This window comes from Flavobacterium sp. LK-23, assembly GCF_058135255.1.
Genome location: NZ_JBYUVT010000004.1, coordinates 41,133 through 62,414, shown reverse-complemented (window position 1 = coordinate 62,414; position 21,282 = coordinate 41,133). Strand labels below are relative to the sequence as shown.

The 21,282-nt window shown below is 37.1% G+C and carries 10 protein-coding genes; 1 reads left to right on the top strand and 9 read right to left on the bottom strand.

Features of this window, described 5'->3' with window-relative positions:
* Positions 1-52: 52 nt before the first annotated feature.
* Positions 53-1,354 (top strand): family 8 glycosyl hydrolase, encoded by a 1,302-nt coding sequence (locus tag AC3Y25_RS07845; protein ID WP_489902357.1) that lies wholly within the window; start codon positions 53-55, stop codon positions 1,352-1,354.
* Positions 1,355-1,490: 136 nt separating this feature from the next.
* On the opposite strand, the gene AC3Y25_RS07840 is transcribed toward AC3Y25_RS07845, so the two are convergent.
* From AC3Y25_RS07840 to AC3Y25_RS07800, 9 genes are all read right to left on the bottom strand, one after another.
* Positions 1,491-3,302: a hypothetical protein gene (locus AC3Y25_RS07840; protein ID WP_489902356.1), complete on the bottom strand. Its 1,812-nt coding sequence runs from the start codon at positions 3,300-3,302 to the stop codon at positions 1,491-1,493.
* The gene (locus tag AC3Y25_RS07835; protein WP_489902355.1) at positions 3,295-9,060 is read right to left on the bottom strand and encodes a hypothetical protein; all 5,766 of its coding nucleotides are present in this window, start codon (positions 9,058-9,060) and stop codon (positions 3,295-3,297) included. Before AC3Y25_RS07835 ends, AC3Y25_RS07840 begins: the two co-directional genes overlap by 8 nt.
* Before the next feature lie 8 nt (positions 9,061-9,068).
* Entirely contained in the window at positions 9,069-12,476 is a 3,408-nt protein-coding gene (locus AC3Y25_RS07830) for a hypothetical protein (RefSeq protein WP_489902354.1), read from the bottom strand.
* Entirely contained in the window at positions 12,473-15,514 is a 3,042-nt protein-coding gene (locus AC3Y25_RS07825) for a DUF6603 domain-containing protein (RefSeq protein ID WP_489902353.1), read from the bottom strand. The genes AC3Y25_RS07830 and AC3Y25_RS07825 overlap by 4 nt, the downstream gene beginning before the upstream one ends.
* A gap of 375 nt (positions 15,515-15,889) precedes the next feature.
* A complete protein-coding gene (locus AC3Y25_RS07820; RefSeq protein ID WP_489902352.1) occupies positions 15,890-17,158 on the bottom strand; it encodes a M64 family metallopeptidase in 1,269 nt (422 codons plus the stop codon).
* 503 nt (positions 17,159-17,661) lie between these two features.
* Positions 17,662-17,922, bottom strand: a complete 261-nt coding sequence (locus AC3Y25_RS07815; protein WP_489902351.1) for a hypothetical protein — start codon at positions 17,920-17,922, stop codon at positions 17,662-17,664.
* Between the two features lie 5 nt (positions 17,923-17,927).
* Positions 17,928-18,086: a hypothetical protein gene (locus AC3Y25_RS07810; RefSeq protein WP_489902350.1), complete on the bottom strand. Its 159-nt coding sequence runs from the start codon at positions 18,084-18,086 to the stop codon at positions 17,928-17,930.
* A gap of 439 nt (positions 18,087-18,525) precedes the next feature.
* A complete protein-coding gene (locus tag AC3Y25_RS07805) occupies positions 18,526-19,083 on the bottom strand; it encodes a YciE/YciF ferroxidase family protein (protein WP_489902349.1) in 558 nt (185 codons plus the stop codon).
* 13 nt (positions 19,084-19,096) lie between these two features.
* On the bottom strand, positions 19,097-21,238 hold the full coding sequence (locus AC3Y25_RS07800) for a catalase (RefSeq protein WP_489902348.1): 2,142 nt from the start codon (positions 21,236-21,238) through the stop codon (positions 19,097-19,099).
* Positions 21,239-21,282: the final 44 nt, after the last annotated feature.

The following is a 21,282-nucleotide window of genomic DNA, read 5'->3' as shown; positions in this document are numbered from 1 at the left end:
AAGATTTCAAAGCGCACATTTTTTTTGAATTAACTAGTAAAATAATAAAAATATGAACATAGTTAAAGCTAAAGATTTTACAAATAAATACCTGATTAGAACCCGACTTCTACTATTGATTTTTGCATTGATGGTTCCGTTTTTAGTTATTAGTCAGAATAAAAAGAAAGCGGATAAATCAGAATCTCAAAGACCACAATACCGTAATCTTTTTAAAGAAGCAGGTTATAGTCAGATTGAAATAGACAAGAAACTAGCCAAAGCTTATTATGATGTTTTTGAAGGGCCAGATAAAGTTTATTTTGAAGAAGGAGATGCTTTAGGATACGTTTCTGATGTCAAAAATAAAGATGCTCGTACAGAAGGAATGTCATACGGAATGATGGTTGCTGTTCAGCTCAATAAAAAAGATGTTTTTGATCGTCTATGGAGATGGTCGGTAAAATACATGCAGCATCAAGATGGACCAAGAGAAGGTTACTTTGCTTGGAGCGTAAATCCAGAGACTAAAAAACAAAATTCTCCAGGTTCTGCTTCAGATGGAGAATTGTATTATATAACGAGTCTGCTTTTCGCTTCTAATAAATGGGGCAATGATACTGGAATAAACTACTACAAAGAAGCAAGGAGAATACTAGATGCTATGTGGAAAAAAGATGGTACTGGCAATGTGCATAATATTATTAACACAGAACACAAGCAAATTTCTTTTGTGCCAGAAGGAGGAGGCTACAATTGGACAGATCCTTCTTATCATGTTCCTGCCTTTTATGAAATATGGGCCTTGTATGCCAAAGACGGACACGAGCAGTTTTATAAAGAATGTGCCGATGTTTCGCGTAACTTTTTGCATAAAGCCTGTCATCCTGTGACGGGGCTAAATTCAGATTATACAGAGTTTAATGGAGAACCGCATCCGACACCTTGGATGCCCCCGGGATTCCGTTATGATTCTTGGCGCGTTCCTATGAACATTGCCATGGATTATACTTGGTACGGAAAAGATAAAGAATGGCAGGAAGACTATGCGAAGCGTTTTCAAAATTTCTTAAGGTCTAAAGGATTGGATACTTATGAAGATCAGTTCAATCTAGATGGTTCTACTCCTGAATTTATTCTTCAGGCCGGTCCGGTGAAAAAACTAAGACATTCAATCGGGTTAGTGGGAACGGCGGCTACAGCATCATTAGTAAATAAAGACAAAGCCAGTATAGATTTTGTTCATGCGGTTTGGAATGCCAAGCTAGAGCCTTATGAAGACGGTTATTTTGATCCCTATTATGATGGATTAATGTATCTCTTCAGTTTAATGCATCTGGGTGGAAATTACCAAATTATAGCTCCAAAAGGTTAATCAATTTTTAAATCTAAAAATAAGATTATGGCAGATTTAGCGGTACGGCAAATTTTCTTTTTCTAAATCGTATGCTAATATGCCATAACGTTTTTATGGTAAAAAACTGAGGCAGCTTCAAACGGTGATCACTCAATTAATCCTTGACATCTTTGATTTGATCAAAAGCCAGATTACTGCTGCCTTCGCCTCTTCCGATTTTCTTTTTCATGCCAAGCCATACAAATACTTCTCCGTTCAGCCAACGCGTGCGCTGAAAGGATTGCGATACTTTTACACCTGCTTTTGGTATTTCTTCCTCATGAATATAATAGGGTAATGGTTTTGGAATTTCATCCAAACCTTCGCGCAGAATACTGGATTGCGGCTTGATTTTTTTTGGCGTTTCCTGATCTTTTTCTATAATTCTTAATAAAGAGGCACGCTGTAATTGGATTTCCCTATTATCATTTTTTTTGTGTACTGGAACAAATGGTATCCAGTTTTCAGGAACATTGCTCATAGCCTGATAACTAATTTTGGCTGAATAAGGCAATGTTGCAATTGGGGTATTTTTGTTTACAATGTTTTCATGAAATTGACTCACACGCAATGCCGCTTCGCTTCCTTTTTCGCCAATACCTGCTGGAGACGGAATTACGGTTTCTATTCCCCAGACCATATTCGATATTTCATCTCTTATCAGTACAATTTCTTCGATAGGATCACTTTCATGCACTTTCATTGCGGTTGGGGAGAGAAATAGTGTGTTATTTTGTTTTTCTGAATGTAATTTATACATACTCCAACTCATATTCTCTTTGCCTATTTCCTCAGTTGGTTTAATCCAGATAGTTTCTCCAAAGTTGTTTTTCACCGTCAGTCCCTCAATATTAGCCAAAGAACCAATTGGAAGTGTGTACGGAACTAAGAACCAGTCGTTAGCAAAAACCAATCCGAATTCTATTAATAATAGTTTTGAAAGTTCTGTTGTTGAAGGTTTTATATCTCCGAGGTCGGTTTTAGAATCTTCAAATTGCCACCATCTTCGATCCGGCATGCCTTCAAATGCAATGTGAGAAGGTATAAAAGTATCGGTGAATTTGTTGAGTGGCTCTCCTGTATCATTCGTTTTTTGTTCTTCAATATCAAATACATACCAATCCGGATGTCCTTGATAATATTCAGCAGCAGACAATTTTTTTTCTGTTTTTTCAGCTGTTGCGCTACACTCAAATTGGTATTCTAATTTATTAGGCAGCCACGCAGTATTCTTTTCATCATTCGGCTGAAGATATATTTTAGCGTACCAGTCCTTAAAGTCATTTGTGAGATCATTGTCAAGTAATGTTTGATGTCCAGGATCGCTTAAAACAATACCGTCAGATGCAGGTGTGCCCAAAAGAATCTTTTCATATAGCGCATAGCCATCCATTGCTCTTCCGCTTATAGCGGCATAGTGTTGCCACACATTTTTATGAGCATAAATAGCGGCATTATCACGATTATTTGGCGGCATGGTAAAACCATAATTATCGATATAAATATCTCGATAATTAAGAGTATATTTTTTCAATAACTGTAACCAGTATCTGCCCATTTGCAGCCTAATATCAATGCTTATCTTTTTTTCTTCTCTTTTAAAAGCAATCTTCTTCTGTTCTGTTTTTGCTTCGAGAGGAACATTGTTTTCAAAGTTTTGAATGGCATTATCAGCCGCCTTGTACTTTTGTAAATGCGAACTAGTAATATGAATTTTTGCAAATACAGGAGAACCTGCATCATCGGCTTTAAATTCTCCCATTTGCCATTGTTTGGTAAGCATCCATAATGCATCTCTTACTTCGGCTTTTAGTGCGCGGTCAAAATTATGGGCGCGTGGTCTTCCTTCAAGTCTATTCCACATCATTACGGTAGGGAATAGCTTTAGCTCAAGTGCTTCTTTGATATTTTTAATAGGATTAACCATTGTTTATTTTTTTATAAATATTATTGTTTTGAGCCAAATTGATAGAAGCGGTAATCCAATGCATGCTTACAGCCATTATGGTCGCAGGAAGAAACTGTCCATATCTTGAACCTTCTATTTGGGCAGGTTCTACAGCACGTTTTTTAGCCATCTCTAGAGTTTCCTCCATAGATTCAATGATATCGTTCCATTTCCAATTTCCAGTTATCTGCGGAGGCGTTACCAAAAACATTGTCTGCGGAGGTTCGCTATTCGGTTGATCATAATGAAAAGCAATTCCAGTTGTTTCTTCATTCGCAGGAATTACTTCTGTCCATTCATCTATTACAATTCCGCATTGTGGTTTGGTGTTATCATAATCTTTTGCAAAATGTGCAGTATAGAGCAACTTATCATTTTTGATGTTAAAGATGTATTTGCCATTTTCATCTTTTTCGGTGGCGGTATCCTCTCTAAATTTTACAGCCAGCCAGCGATCATTGGATTGATAAGGAAATTGTAGGGCAGTAAGGTTCACTTCGACTGTTGGTTTGAATGCATCGGTGAGAAAAACAATGTTTTCCCAATGGTGCGCTTTATCTCTCACTCTGGCAACTCCTCCCAGCCAGTCTTCAACTGGAAATAGGCTGTTTTCTGTTGCTTTTATAAAAGATAATAATTGATCTCTATCGGTAAGAGCGTTATTAAATTCGGCGGCAGAAGTACTATTCAGCGTAAAGCGTGGCAATAGTAAAGCTTCATCCCCCAGTATTATTTTTGCAGCTTTTATTAGGGCAGTAATTTTATCGGCATTGACAACTGTCGCATCAGCCTCGGCTATTAAGGCTTTACTATTGATTGTTTTTTTCTCAATATATTTTTGAAGGTTGTTTAGCGATACTACAATATCTTCTTTCAATAAAGCCAATTGTAATAGTTCTGTCGTAGTGGTATTACTTTCGGTTACGGTATCAAATGGCACGGTATCGAATACGCTTACCTCTTTAATGGTTGTATTTACATCTGATAAAAAATCAATAACTGTGGTTTTGTTATTTGTTTTTAGTGCTTTAATGTTATTCAATAAACTAATAAAATCGGCTTTCTTACTATCAAATGCGGTTTTATAGGCAGCCAATGGTAAAACTGGAAAAGTAGAAACAGATGAAATTTGTTGTTCTGCTTTTTGAAGTAATTCTATTTTTTCGTCAGGATCGGCTGTTGTAGTATAAGCCGACATTATGAGCTCTGCTTCAATTAATTTTTTATTCCATCTTTCTATCACAATATCTAGTTTGGTAAATACATTTTCATAAATGACCGCTACGCCGCTATGAATAAAGCCAATTCCTGTTTGTACGTTATCAAAAAGTGCTGTTTTTAAATACTGCGTAGAAATATCTTTTACCAAGGTGTCAAAATGGATAAAATTAGACGCATACAGCTCTAGATAGTTATCATAGGTTGATTTTAAAGTATTAATGGTTGAAGGAACACCTATAGAATTAATACTATTTTCAAATGCAGTCAGGATCGTAGCTTTGTTAGCAGGATTTGGGTCAGCAAGATAGTTTTTGAGATCAGATTTTAATTGTATAATGATGTTGTCTTTAATGGATGGGTCAGTTATGAGTGTTCCAATATCATTAGAAAGTTGTGCCGAAATGCTGGTAAACGAATGTGTGTTGGTGCTAATATTTTCTAAACTTGTTTTGACACTATCAAAATCAATATCTATTAAATTTTCTACCGTTGTCTTCAATCTCACATCATCGAGATTAGTAGGTGTTGCAGATTCTTTTGATAACATCACCTGAGTAGGAGTTATCGCTTTTGATCCGATTAATATTTTGCGTAAGCTTTTTACTAAGGCAGCCAATTCAAAGAAAGAAACATTCGCTTTATTCGTTGTATTTACAGCTTCGGTATAATTTATTTTGATGGTTGTTTTGGGATGATTTGATTTGGTGTAACGTACGAAATTCAATATTCTATCATCCAATTCGGTCATTGATTGTTCGGTATCTGTGTTTAATACGTATAAAAGGTCAATTGCTTCCAGTCCCAGTTCTTTTTGAGAAATGGTGATTGGAATATCGGACTGAAGAGGCGTACTGTAGACTACATTACAGATCACATTTTCTGGCGCTGGTAAATTTTCGATAAGCCATTTGTTAATAGCAGGTTCGGCTTTTGCTCGGGCTATTGCACCTGAAATTACGGTTGCATCACTATCGAACTGAATAGCCATTCGATGTGTAAGGGTTACACCGCTTCTAGGGGTGTTGATAATGTCAATATCGGGCGGATAATCTCCTTTGCTAAATGCATTTGCGTTTCCGGATGCTCTTTCAAAATTTCCCTGCACTACCTGATAGACTTGTTCTGCCATTACAAGATCGGATATAGCATCGTTGATATCGCTAATGTAGTCAAGTTCTTCTTTTATTGCCTTACCTTGATCTGGAGTGGCCGTGGGTAAATTAAAAGTTGACGCTAAACCGAAAGGATATACTTTAACAGAGGCTTCTCTGACATAATTAATAAACTTTAATCCATCGAGTACATTGTTCGCCGCTATCATTTCTTCATTTTCTTCAGGTTTTGATTTAGTATCTACAAGATTATCTGCCACCAACGGAAAGACTTTTCTTAAAGGCAAAATAAATTTATCTACTTCACCTTTACCAAGACTGTATTTGTCATGTAATCCTCTTTCAAATTGGTAACCAAGTAATGCCGCAAGAGGCTGACCATTACGCATGCCTTCTAAAAAATTAGCGGCTACACGCACTCTGTCTGATGTGAGGTTTATGGCAAAAGGATTGCCACTGCCGGCATCTTTGTTGCTATCATAAGCGTTCCGCAAAATAGCAGCGGTGGCGGCTTGGTCTAAGGAAGGTGCATGTATGAAACCAAGATTTTTGCTGTCTGATTGAAGCGGAGCAATGTTCTCCTTATTGAATATTTCATTCAGTTCTGGTGTAAGCGTTTCGTTGGTAAGTAATTTATTTTGTGGCTTGACATCCAGCAACCAGCCATAGGCGCCAAGATAGATGCCTTTTGAAGGCTGAGTATTTTTGCTGTTTCTTAAACGTTGTTCCGTAAGTTTGTATTGTACCAAACCTGTTTTCCATGCATCAATTCGATAGCTACAACAGTCTAGATGTTCGGTTAATAAACGTTCTAATCTTGCGGTTGGTGTTTTCTCCAGTATTTTCAGAGCATCAATTGTTTCCTTCAATTGTTCCGTCTCTGCCAGATTGTGTAAAATATTGGGTTTCTGGATATAATCTATTAATTTCGTTGTAGCATCTCCAGTGATAGTAGGATAGGTATTGAATAAATGTTCGTATTTACTTTTTCCAATACCTTTGGCTTCTACATGTAAAAAATCAGGATCTTTAAATACTTTTCTGCTGGCAATGAGATTGTTTGTTGCCAACACATTTGCCGCTGCATTGGATTGTGATTGGGTAAGCGCGTGTTTTAAAAGTAAATAGAGTAGTGCTGTAGGAGCTTCTTTGCCACCAAAATTATCTGTGCGTACTGTGTCGCCCGCTGTTGCAACCAGCCATTCGATATAATTCAATCCGTTTGCACTATAGGGACGGATAGGAGACGTTTCGGAATCGGGTACGTCATCAATAAATGGGCCGCTCAATAGATTAGGACGACTTAGAAAGAATTTTTCAAGTATAGGAACGGTGTCAATTCCAAGCTCATTTAAAATTTGCTTTGCTTTTTCCTGCATTTTCTTTTCAAATTTTGGTGTTAAAAGAAAATGATGCTGCAGATTTAGCTGATTGTGCATTTGATTTTTCGACTGTGCATAGCGCTGATGAAACTCAACTGAATTGGCATTCAAGGCTAGAATTTTTAATAATAGCTTGTGGGCATCATCTGTTGTTTTGCCTATGTGTGCGACATCTATTAATAATTCATCCCAAGTGCTATCCATTTTCATCAGCCATCTGTGAAGTCTTGGTAGAAATGGTGTTCTAATGTTGTTGGATAAGTCTGTGTTATTGTCTCTTCCTAAGAAATTTAATTTGGAATAGACAGATATCGGCAGAATTCCATAAGGCTGTTTTCCGATTCGTATGGCCGGTATAGGACCTCGTCCTGAAACGAAGCCAGAGAAGAATGCTTTGGTCGCTTCGATATCCCTGTCGGTGAATAACGGATCCATCATTTCATCCATAAAATAGCCTAACGTTGCTGGAAAAAGTGCCGTATTCATAGCATAAGCTTCTAACTGATCTTTACCATTGGCATTTTTTACATTTTTTAATATGGATGGATCTATTCCAAGGCAATCTGCCAGTTTTTCGCCATCTGATTTTTTATCTGGTGTATCTGCCGAAACAAAATCTTCAGTATTGCTAAAAAACGAATCAAAACTATCATCGCCATTATCAGTCCAAGTGTATGCAGCAGGTGCGTCTTCAGTGTTATTTGTAGGTGCTCCCTGTTTTATTAGTTCAAGACCATTTTTGCTGTAAAAATGATCTGTAAATAAGGTTTCCAGTTGTTCTTGGCCATCCGCTTCATCAGAGGTGAATCTTATGCCTGTAACAAATAATTTTTTAAAACCGGTTTGAGCTTCCTCAGGTGTAAGGTCTATTTTTGTTGCCATTCCAGCCTGTTCCGCTTTTTCAAAATCTACCATCCAGCTCAATTCGTCATTGAGAATAAGGTTTTTATCATCATCTTTCTTAAGCTGGCCATCTCCTGTTAAAGAGGGATCCACACTTACAGCCAAATGATCTTTGACAGGGTTATTAAACAGGATTGTTTTTTTTACATTTCCATCAAAGGTGGTTACTACAAACTTATTGGGCAGTCCCATTGTTTTAGCCGACTGTGTCCAAGAACTATTTTTAGCGGTATAATCAGGAAGATCGATTTCAGAAATTATGATTTTACTACCGTCTTGTTCTTCAGGTATTTCATCAGTAATATTTTCCGGAATATAGTTTTCTTGTATTGATGTTGCTGTGGCAGAGTTTGTTGCTGCTGTTAAAATTTCTTTTGCCTTATCTATTTTTACAGTGTCGCCTTTGGCAAACCAAATAGCTGACCAATATTTTGTTGCAGCATCTTTTTCTGCCGGGCTTAAGGAAAGGGAAGAGTTTACTACAAATATTTTATATTCTGCGCTAGGTCTTACCGTTTTTGTATTGGCAGGTTTATACTCTTTTATGATATAAGCAGAACGTCCCGTACCATGGCTATTTACTAAACTTCTCCAAGCCGCTTTTTCGTCTGCTTTTATACCGCCTGCTTTCCACATTTCTATCCAAAAGGCTTTTGCATTTTTCAATTCAGATTCAGATAACAGTTCTTCTTTACTATTGATATTACAATCATCGGGATAAACTCGTAACCAAAGCTGTTTTTGATTGCCAGTTGATTTAAATCTTGTTTCTAAACGTAACGGAAACATCAGAATAGGAATGTTGTCGTTTAGTTCTGTGATCTTTTTTATAGGATCAAGTTGAACTAAAAAAGCATTCGTTATCTTTTCGTAGTTGGCTTTAATCGATTTTTTTGAATCTCTTAGTTCTCCAATATCTTTTATTATTTGGTTTCTTTGTTTTTCATTGAATAACTTCTTCGATTCGCGTTCTTGTTCATTTAGACTTTTTAGTTCTTCCTTTTCATCAGCATTCAATTTCTCCAATGCAGCTTGCGCCTTTTGAATTTCAATGTTCACCGCAGCCGATTGTTTTCGGTTGCTGTTTTGTGCGTCCTGTATGTTTTTTAGATCACTCATAATTAAAGTTATTTGGGTAACATTCGGCTAGCATGTACTCCAACAAGTACTGGAACCTGATAAAGGATATAGGCAAGTTCAGCGGCATTGGTATCAGGGGACCATCTTGCTTGCACATCATCTGGCTGTTTTATATTTTCCTGATCATCAGCATTGGGTGTTTGTAAGGTCACTGTTTTATTCATTTCAATACAACTTCCGTCAGCCGTTTGAATGTCTTTCCAAGAAAGGTTGTTCCAGTTTACAATTTTTTCCACTCCTGCCGCATTCTTCGCTTTTTCAATGTCTAGTCCAAAGCGCAGTTCGCCTGGTCTTTCTTTTATGACAAAAAACCAGCCTGGATCATCCGTTATTGAAGTTGGATTTAATTTACCTCTTGCTTCCTCGTCATCAAGATCAAATCCAAAAAAGTAAATATCAGGTTCTACTTTTGCTTCAAACAAAGGCGTTTTGATAAGAGATTGCGGTGGATTTTTTTCCTCCTCTGCAGAAAGTTTTGCAAAAATCCTTTCTTCACTTACACTTTTGGGTTTTGGAGCGGGCTGGCCTGGTATAATAGTTTGATCAGGTCCCCAATCTGCTTTATGTGCATATATTACTGCTGTTGGGTATTTTTTCAGTAATTCTCCTCTTATCACTAATACCAGTTGTGTTTTTCCGCTTATTAGCGCCCTTTGGTTATGCTGACCCAGTTCATTTTTCAATGGAGAGTCTGCTTGCGAAGGAAAAACTTTTGCAGTATTAATTTTTGACCATTCGTGTATTTTGGGAATATCTCTTAATTTTTCTCTTAATTCTTGTGCTGAGGTTTCCGATTCAGGCTGTGGAGGCAAGAAACTTTGTACGTCCCAGAATTGTCTAAAATAGGAACCTCTTTGATCGGTTGGATATTCTCTCCACAATAATTCTCTTGACATTTCATGATTAATACCAACCATATAAGATTCAATAAACTTTTGGTTGTTTTCTAAAAGTGTAATGCTATTCTGTTCGATAAGGTTGATATTTGGCAGAAATAATTCAGAAGACATTTCGCTCAATGGCTTATACATTGGGATATCAATCTCCGGATATACCATTACTGGTGCAAATTGTTCTACCATATTGGTGGCTATACGAGCAGGGATAGTAATACTGTGATGGGTTCTTTTAGGAATAGTAATAACGGGATTTAGTAAGTTTACCATTGAAGTGGTTAGGTCTTTTAAATCTACTGGTTTTCGTATAGGATCTGGATACTTAATACTTATCAATGTAAAAGCATCTTTTAGAGCAGTTTTAAATTTAATTGCTTCTTCACTGTCTGTACTGCCAGTTGTTGGTGTATAAGTGCTTCCGGGTAATGTTATGACAAAGCCAGGACTAACAGGATATTGGTCTACTGCAACTGGCGTTTGACTGTCTTGTGTTATAGCAGTAGCAGCCATAACATCGTTATTCCATTTTTTTAATTTTAGATAGAACCATACCAATGCAGCTCCTATAAGTCCCAATACCACAGATCCGATTAACGATGCGGCGAATAGTAGCATGAATAAGAAAAGCAATATCAATAATAACAGAGGCAAAAACTTGAACCACTTGTATTTCTTTAAGAGCTCTACAATCAATTGCGGAATATCTGTTGGGGCCATCTCCTCGGCCAGGTCGGTGAGGTTTATTGCGCCTTCGGGATCTGTTTTTGGCGGTGCAACAACAACTTCGCCGTTGTTTATTCTCTCTATTAAATTATAAGGCGTAACAGTATCAGAAAAGTTTAGTTTCTTCATGAAGCCACCTCTTGTTCTTGTAATGCTACGAAATTTGCCCGAAGTCATTACAGCTGGTATCGTACTTTCTGATATGGTTTGATAGACAGTAAGGTTTTTGTAGATAATCCTTTTTTGAACGGGTGACGTAAACATAAACGCTTTTTCGGTAATCAGTGGCGTCAGATGTTTGTTATAATATTTTAATGATACTTGCAATGCGAGTTGTGCAAATCTGAACTTGTTGTTAATTTCTGTTACACGACCTACTTGCTCCCAAGCCGCTTGCATATATTCTTCCTGATTTTTCTGAATAACTTTAGTTCCTATTCCTGCAGCGGTTCTAAATCTGGGATCAAGGTTTAGCTCATGTATCCAGTTTTTATTGTTGGGAAGGTCTGTACCATCGCTGGTTTTCAACAAACGCTGCTGTAGTGCATGCCATGTGCCATATAATGGAGAAGTGATTACCGGATCTGGATCACCTTTTGTAGGATCATCTTCTGAAATAATTCCAGCATCAAAATTTACCTGCTCCATAATATTTGCTGCAATGCTATAATCATCAGAAAGATTTATTCTTGTGGCCATAGCCTTGGTAAATTGATGCGGATAGGGATGTTCATCCCATTCATCATATTTTTTTGCAATTGCTTTATCGGCGGGCTTCATCGAATCGAAAGGCACTCTTAATGCGCCACCAAGTTTTAAAATATGATGGAGTTCAGGGTCATTTATCGGAGGAAGATTAGAGCCTGGATGTATCACATCTATATCTCTTACTCCAATACTTTTATCAGCAAGCTTTGGCTGTAATAGATTTACTAAATATTCGAAGTCACCCATATTACCTGTTTTGAAATGCCAGCGATGGTAATACGGAAATTCGGAAACGTTGCTGTCATCCCATGCACATTTACTTGCTACTAATGTTGAAGGAATTTCGTAGTCTAATCCAGCAAGTCTCCCGCTTTCAAAAGTGGGAATAAGAAAAGCATAGTATCCAATATTGGGTTCCAGTTTTCTTGGACAAATGATTCTAGAGTAGGCATTATCAGGATTTTTATTAATTAAATCATTAATAGCATTAGTAATATTGTCTGGATTTGCAGTGTTTGCGTCTGCTCCATTAGAAAGATCTGTATTTATGTGTACGTGCGCCCATGCCCAAAGTTCTGATGATTTTGGGAAAATATCGGCAGTGTTTTTTCCACTTTTCAATTTAAAGAAAGGCAACGGTTTATCTTTCATATTCTGTCCATCCTCAAATTCATCTTCTTTTAGTACGACGAGTGTGAGCCAAGGACGAAGCTTGTTTTCCGAAGGCCTTGCGGGCGTGTATCGCCATGGAAAATCTTCTTCGTAAAATTCGATATAAGGTAGATAATTAGGTTCAAAATTTGTGATCCAGTTTCTGGGTTCTGTTTTTACAATTGCCTTGCTATCTATGCCTACAATATCACCAGGTCCATAAAGTTGAATTTCTTTAGCTGGTAATATTCTGTTGTCTTCCGTTTTTCCATCTACTTTTATTGCTTCAATTTCGAGTGCTACTTTTATAGAGGCACGCAAAAGCACAGAACTATCATTGTCGAATTTAATGATATTGTTAGATAATCCTTGGCGTAACCATGGTAAAAAAGAGTAGTTTGCTAGTGTTTCGCTCATGATGATTGTAATTCATAATTAGGAATAATTTGAAGCTCCTTTTTCAGTCCTGGCTGTCTGGCAATTTGCTCCTCCATATAGGTCTGCGCCATGATCTCACTTTCAAATGTTGCGTGCGCAGTATGTGCCTTATTGTTTGATTTTAAGGCTACGGTATAACCTTCTTCTTTTATATAAATTTTTTCTGCAAAAGGCTGCATTTTATTCAAATGAGATTTAGATAAAGTAGACTTAGATACACTGTTTCCTTTTAGGAAATGATTGAACAAGATGCCGATTTCCATAAAAAATCTTCCTTTTCTAAATGGTTTTATAGGCTCTTTATCGATAATGGTAATTTCATACGCGACATTTTTTCGTACAAATTTTCCATTTTTGATAATGGTATTACTTAATGATATTTGAACGCCGTTTGGCATTTTTTCGAAAGAAGGCTTAGACAGTTTTTCTGAATCGGTAAGGTTTTGATATTGTGCTCGGGCGAAGTTGTCGTTTACTTCTGTGATTTTTAGTTCATTGTCATCACTAGTTGCTTTTTTAATAGTGATTTTTTGTACATCATTTACTTTTTGACTTCCTACTTTATCGATTTTTACCTGTAATGGCAATATTTTTTGTTGTACTACCAGTAATCCTGCAGGATGTAACACAAGAGGCGCTGTTGCCGACTCTTCCATTTTTCGAAGTGATACTAAAAGATTTTTGTTACTTGACAGTATGGTAATCCAATATTCTCTTTTCTGTAAATCGTCGAGGAATTTTTGATAGATAGCCACTTCTGGTATGGCTGTGTTTTTTTCTTCTCCCCAAGTAACATCAAAGTCGGCAGATATTTCGAAGAACAAGATAGAAACACTACCAGTACCTTTCGCTCTCCATGGAGTTGGTCCTTCAAGAGACATTCTTACTCTTACGCTCAATATATCAATACCGGCAGCACTAAGTTTGAAACTGGCCGATACCTGAATAATAAAATAGAATGGACTGAACTGGAACAAGGCATCAAAACCAATATTTCCTTCTATGACACATGCTCTAAGATCAAATTTTATCTCTGCCTTAGCACCAAACTGTACTGTGTTGGATGTTACTGCCTGATAACATTCTACTCGTATCAAGGCAATGCCTGTATTTAGGATAGTGAGAGAAAGGCGTTTCATGGTGGGTAATGAAAGCGGGGGAGGTGTGTATGACGGATGAAAACCTCCAACACTCAATAAAAAATCAGGTTCATCGCCCCATTTCAAACGCACTGCCATATCGCCTTCCAGAGTCATAGTAAGAATAAATGATTCATAGAGACTCGCATCGAAGGTTAACATTTTCTTGTCAAAATCGATAGTTCCCACAAATAGAACCTGTATTTGAACTAGTGGTGTTTGCTCTGTTGGCAATGCTACTTTAAGTACTCCCAGAATAGCAATATTTCCAGGTATCTCAATAATAATACCTAGTGAAAGTGTAATCAAAGTTGGCGTTCCCCAGCCAATTTTTCCCATGGGGCCAATTAGAAATCTTTCTTCATAGGGAGGGAATATCGATTTTAGGTCACTAATAATTCTTGGCGCGTTGGCAATTACATTTTGTGGAAACATGATGCTGTTTACTGCTCCAGTACGCACGGCATTTCTTAATGGATCCAACAGCATGGTTCTATTCAATCCCAATAGTCCGCCAACAGCATTCAATGTGAACCCATAACCTAATTGAAATGGAGGAAAGAATTCTGCCGTGATAATAATAAGCATTGAAAAACCTTTACTGCCATCTGGCATCTTTGTCGTAATCAATCCTATTGCTTTTGCAGAAATAAATCCTGCAATTGTCAGTTCTAGTACACCTGCGTATTCTTCTTTTTCAAAATCAAAAAATAAGTAACCGCCGCCAATGACTGCTCCAGCATTTACAGAAAGACCCAGTCCATTTGGTGGCTTAAAGCCAAAGCCAAGATCAAAAGGCCCCATATTTCCACGGTTATTTTCGGGGAAACTTAAATTGGTGCTCACTCCAATATTTTCTACAACCACTGTAAGCGGACCCAATTCACCTTTAAAGTCAGCACTTACAGATATAGGTATTTTTCTGTCTTCTATCTTTATTTCGATAGTTATACCGCTAATTTCAATAGGTCCCAACGAAATATGGATAGGCAATTGAATCTGTATTCCTGCACTTCCTTTAAAGTAAATGCCATTTTTGGTGGAATATCCTACAGTAAGATCAAGAGGAACTTCTATAGGATCCAACGGCAGTACAGAAGAAATAAATCCATCTCCACCGCCTAAATCTATTACCACACGTGAATCTTTAACGGCAATTTCAATAGTAAAATCATTGCCTTGCTGGTTTACCTGAGCTTTTCCAGTTAATTCTATAGCTCCTATTTCTAGTCTGGTAGATTCTGGCGCACCCAATTGTACCAGATGCTCTGGGCCCGATATACGAAAAGTTATTTCAAGAGTACCATCAATAGCAGAGGCAGCGGTAAGATCAAATAAAGTTATGGCCGTCTTGGGTCTTATTTCTACTCCTGTTGTTTTATCTATTTTAAGTCCGCCCTTAATAAGTAAGGAAAAATTTTCATTGATTACAATTTCTGTTTCAGCACTTCCAATAAAAAATGGCGATACAGCCAGCCCCGCGTTATTTGGAGTGCTGTCTGTGGCAATTGGATACACCTCCAGTCCAGCTTTAACCGTATCAAGATCGAAAAATGGTACATACAAGGCATCACCACTTAAACTATATTGAGAAGTAATATCTCCAGTAGGCATATAAACGCCAGTTTGTATTTCTAGTGCATTCAGTAAATGTTCAATATTTTCTACCAATAATTTACCGTCATAAGATGGTGTACCCCATCCGTACACAATTTCTGGTATGCGATGTGGTTCCTGTAGAAAAATAATTAATCTTTCCCATTCAATACGATATTGTTTGTAGGCAATATGGGCAGGCAATGCTGCTGGTTGGTAACTATTATCAAAAATGCCAATGAAGAGGAAGAAAGCAGAAATTTTTGGATGTTCATACTGCATATGCCGCATGATCGTATAATCAAGAAGCTGTCTAGGAAACTTTGTGCCAAAATCAGATAATGTTGCGCCAAGACCAAGATTATCTTTGATGGAGTCGAAATCGGTTATTACATTTTTTAGCGATCCGATAAGCGATCCGTAATCGGAAGTATTACTAAGATTAATGGAAGAAAAGCTATTGATAAATTTAAGAGGAGACGAAGAAAGGTCTGTACTTTCAGGAACATTCCAACCCAAGTTGCGAAGGAAGTATAAGGTGGTTTGAGGAGACTTTACAGGATTACCTATATCATTGAGCACACCATTGATGGCTTGTCCTAGCTCTTCAATTAATAACTCAAATGTACTTTTATCAGTCGCCATTTTTTAATTATTTTAAGGTCTTGGGTAAAAAGTTCGATACAAAGCTTCCAGCAATGTTGGGTCTATCTTTTCTATGATTGCATATTTACATACATAACAAAAATCATTATCATAACTTGTACTTTTCATTCTGCACGATCCTGCAGGAATATATACACCGCAGCCTTCTCTGGCTCCCCCTTCATATAAACCTATAATTCGTTGCGGATAGCGAACACCATTTCTTACCGATACAGGCGGATACTTCGTAGAATCATCATAACCAACATTGGCACATACAGTACCTACAGGTCGCTCCCATAACGGTTTGTGGTTGGTTTGCATATAAGTAAAGGCATCGGTGCCGATTAATTTTTCTGAGCTGCCGGGATAAGCGTCTTTGTACCATTTGGCCTTACCGGGGTCAAATGCATTTGTAACAGTATCAAGCACATCTCTCCGTGTTACAGCATTGGGACGTACATCAGTACCATCAAAGTAGCCTGCTGTAGTTGCGATGGCTGGTGTATTTATTTCAGAATATTCATCTTGTAGTCTAAAGTGCGAATGCCCTAATTCATGCATGCTCACCGCAGCAAGATTATTATAATTATTTCTTGGAGTGCCCGGAGTATGGTCTATACCCGCAACAGAAGTTGATAATCCTTGAAAACCAGGCTGATCGCCCAAACAGACCATTGCAAAATCGCGATGTCCGCCTCCACCATATTTATCATCATTTACCAATACAATGACTAATGCATGGTCTTTTCCTGTTGAGGAAGACATGCCACTTGGAGGAGCAGCCCAACATTGAGGTATTAAATTATCTGTCGCAGCTTCAGAAGGTAAGGTAAGCGTAGCAATAAAATCCATTATTAAGGTTTCATCGCCTGTTTTGGGTCCTATAAGTCTAGCCATTGGCGCTCCGTTTATCAGAATACCATAAGTTAGTCCCAATGCATTTGATTTTTGTATCATAGTGCCAACAGCCGGTCCAGCCGTACCAGGATTGTCTGGAACTGTTATTCCGTTAGCGTCGACAGGCACGGCACATGAAATACCCGAGCTCGGTGATGGTGTAAATGCTTTAAAAATATTAAAATGTTCTCGAACTCCTCTAAGATTAAAAGGAGCCTTTCTAAAAAATCGGGCCACAACCTCGTTTACGGTTCTGTCAAAAAGAGCTCTGTCGCCTGCGCTAAAGCCATCGCCTAAAAAAAGAAGATTTTTTTTGTCCTTTGTTGCGCCATTATAGATAATGGTTTCAAGTGTTATACCAGCAGGGATAGGAGTCGGCATATTAGTTTCTTTTAATTAATAATTAAATTGAAAATCATATATCCGTGTCATTTATTTAATCCTAAAATTATAATGAAAATGCAAATTGATTTGCAGTATTCAAGCAAATGATATTTTAAAAATATCATTTTGTTTGAACTATAATTTTTCAAAAAAAAAACACTGAAATTGTATATACAAAAATTAGATTATTTAAAAAGATGGCTTTATAAAATTTTGTATATGAGGCAGTTATAGAAGTAAAATTTTTGCTAAGATAAAAAAAAAAGAAAGATCTTCATTTTTTTTAACAACTGATTACTTACCAGTAAAATTTTTATTTTAGTGATTGCTTTTTTTACTGAAGAAGAACTATTCTTTAAATTAGGTTATGGAAAAATTGAAAACGCACACATCGTAGGATGCAGATGCCGTGGTACAAGAGCTTGACGTTTTGTATTAGATAAGCAATACAAAAAAAAGCCACCTGTATTTAGGCAGCTTCCTTTTAAAGAGGGTATCAACTATTCTTTATCATAAGTGTCTCTTTCCTCTTCAATATCTTCATCTTCATCGAGATCATTATCTTCATCTTGACTTTCATCATCATCGGATCGATCATCTTCTTCATTCAAAGCAAGATTAGTACCGTAGTCTGGTTCTGGATTTTCTGTTAGAGAATGATCTGATGGAGGTGAGTCAATATCAGGATCTTCATATTGTCTTCTGTCATTTTGAAAATACTGGTCTTCCTGACCGTTCTTTTCCTTTTCATCTGTACTCATAATAATTAATTTTTAGCGGCGCCTTTTTTTGTATCAGCCGAAGTTTTCGATTCCTCTTTTGAATCTTTTTTTGAATCGCTTTTAGAAGCACTTTCTTTTGTATCAGTTTTTTTATCTGATGACTTAGCACTGTTAGTGCTTTTCTTTGTGTTTGAACTTTTCATATCTATTTGTATTTAAATTTTTATTGAGGTAAATGTAGACTTGATATATGGTTTGATTTTACACTTAAGACTATTGGTAATTATATAATTAACAGCAGGTTATCTCTTTTTGATGTAATTGCCTTTTGCATAAAATCTTCTATTAGTTTATCGGATTATTTAATCTGATCTTTCTATTTAATACTGGAGATGCCTATTTCATTTTAAAGCTTGTCGTTTTTGTGTCTATATTCCAGATGATTTTATCTAAAAAATTTCATTAAATGATGGAGATAAAACAATCGAGGAAATGTATTGGGGAAGAAGGGATATTTTTTAAATGCAGGATCACGGGTGTTACATGATTCATAGTTAGTTATTTATGGTTGTGCAGGATCAAAAAAAACATCTGCACAGTGTACAGATGTTTTAGTTTAATTAAATAAGTTCGAATAAATTTTTATTCGGCAGCTACAATATTTACTTTATATAGCGCTACGTCATTTAGTACGCAATCAGCTTCTTTTTCTTCTGCAAGAGTTTGTGTTAATAGTTTTGCAGCATTGTTTTCTCCAAGTGTTTTGGCAAAAGCGACTAAAGTTCCGTATGTTGCAATTTCATAATGTTCAATTTTTTGTGATGCGGCAATTATTCCAGCATCTCTAACCGCTCCTGGAGTTGTTTCTAAAAGAATACTATCGCCTTCTTTAAGAAGCCCCGCCATTGCTTCGCATTTTTTTCCTTCTGCCTTTTCGCCTATAAGATCAAAAACTTCTTCTAGTCTTTTTACTTGGTTTTTAGTTACATCAAGATGCTCTAAAATCGCGCTCGCAAGTGCGGGAGAAGTGGCATTGTCTGCCATTTTTGGTAAGGCACCTACTAATGCATTTTCTGCCCAGTAAATGTCTTTAAGACTGTCAATAAAAAGTTCTTTCAGTTCTGTTGCAGCGTCTGAGGCTGGCGCAACAAAATTGTTTTTAACGGCTTTGTTTTCTGTGGGTTTTTCTGAATTTTTCATGTGTTTTTTTGATTTAATTGTATAAGTTTGGTTCGCGTTCCCAAAAACGGTGCAGGGTCATTGCAGCGATAAAATCTTGAGCAAATCCTTCGGTTGCGACATCGCTGGTCAAAATAATTCCTCCATCTTCATTTGTAATTTTAGATGCAAAAGGGGCACTGCTTATAATTTCTGAAGCTTCGCCATCTGCACCAATTACTTTGCAATGCTTGTAGGCATCATTAAGGAATTCGAATAAATCGTCATTTTCAGCCAATGCATTCAATCCTAATCCATGTGGAATGTAAACTGCATCAAATAATACAGATGAAGCAGTTAATAAACTAAATTCGGCAGCAATTGCACCGTCAGCATCTGTTACGATAGATCCAAGATGAGGTGCTATAATGCATCCTTTGGCATCTTCTTTTTTTAGTGCTTTTTTGATATTCAATACAGCCGCTTCAGAAACTCCGTCAGAACAAATAATTGCTACTTTTCTAGACGCAATCGTTGGTGAATTCGTTGGATTTTTAATCATACTCAATGCTTCAGAAGAAGAAACAGAAGATTCAACTGTTTGTGATTCTTGAGGTCCGCCTTCGTTTTCTGGCGATACACCTTTATTAATCGGTGTTTCCAAAATTGGAGGTACAGTTGCTCCAAGTCCAGCAGCCACTTTTTCAGCAAGAGTGGCATCAATTTGCGAAAGCAAGCCTAAGACTCTAACTCTTATGGCAGTAGTTTCTACTTTTCCAAGTTCAAAACGCAATGCTTTTACAATATGGCTTTTTTCTTCTGGCGTCTGGCTGTTGAAGAATAATTTTGCCTGTCCGAAATGATCGTTAAAACTTTCACTTCTTTCTCTTACTTTATGAGCATCAACTCGTTCGTTGAAACTTGCAAAACCTCCTTGTTCAATTTTTGCCTGATACGGACAGCCTCCGCCAAGTGAATTTGGATGATAGCTTACGCGGCCTTTATTAATTTCCTGACGCATGTGTCCGTCACGTTGGTTGTTGTGAACGGGAGCAACACTTCTATTAATTGGGATTTCATGAAAATTCGGACTTCCTAATCTAGAAAGTTGTGTATCGGTATAAGAAAATAATCTTCCTTGTAAAAGAGGATCATTACTAAAATCGATTCCCGGGACGATGTGTCCTGGATGGAAAGCAATCTGTTCTGTTTCTGCAAAGAAATTATCAGGGTTTTTGTTTAAAACCATTCGGCCGACAATAGTAACAGGAACTAATTCTTCTGGAACCAGTTTGGTTGGGTCTAGAAGATCAAATTCGTATTTGTTTTCGTCTTCAGCAGGAATTACCTGAACGCCTAATTCCCATTCTGGAAAATTTCCTGTTTCAATAGCTTCCCATAAATCTTGTCTGTGAAAATCTGGATTCTTTCCTGAAATTTTCTGAGCTTCATCCCAAGCAACTGCGTGAGTTCCTAATTTTGGTTTCCAATGGAATTTTACAAAAACAGATTCTTCCTGTTCGTTGATTAGTCTAAAAGTATGTACTCCAAAACCTTCCATCATTCTGTAACTTCTCGGAATGGCACGATCAGACATAACCCACATAATCATGTGCATGGATTCGGGCATCAATGAAATAAAATCCCAAAAAGTATCATGTGCAGATGCAGCCTGTGGCATTTCATTGTGTGGCTCTGGTTTTACAGCATGGATAAGGTCTGGAAATTTAGCAGCATCTTGTATAAAAAATACAGGGATATTATTGGCCACTAAATCATAAATACCTTCCTGAGTATAAAATTTAACGGCAAATCCTCTGGCATCTCTGGCAAGATCTGTAGAACCTCTTGATCCTGCAACGGTAGAAAATCGTGTAAATACAGGAGTTTTAAGACCTTTTTCTTTTAAGAAACCAGCTTTAGTCAATTCCGGAATTGGATTTGTAACTTCAAAAAATCCGTGAGCTCCTGAACCGCGCGCGTGCACAATTCGTTCCGGAATTCTTTCGTGGTCAAAATGCGTTATTTTTTCCCTAAGAATAAAATCCTCGAGTAGAGAAGGACCTCTTTCGCCTGCTTTCAGCGAATTATTATCATCATTAATTCTAAGGCCTTGATCTGTAGTCAGAAATTTATTTGTGCCATCTGATTTGTTGATTGATAAATCGCGTTGTTTTTCGTCTTGAAAATTTTTCATAAAATATCTTATTAGTTAAATACCTTGAAATTTTGAAGAATCAA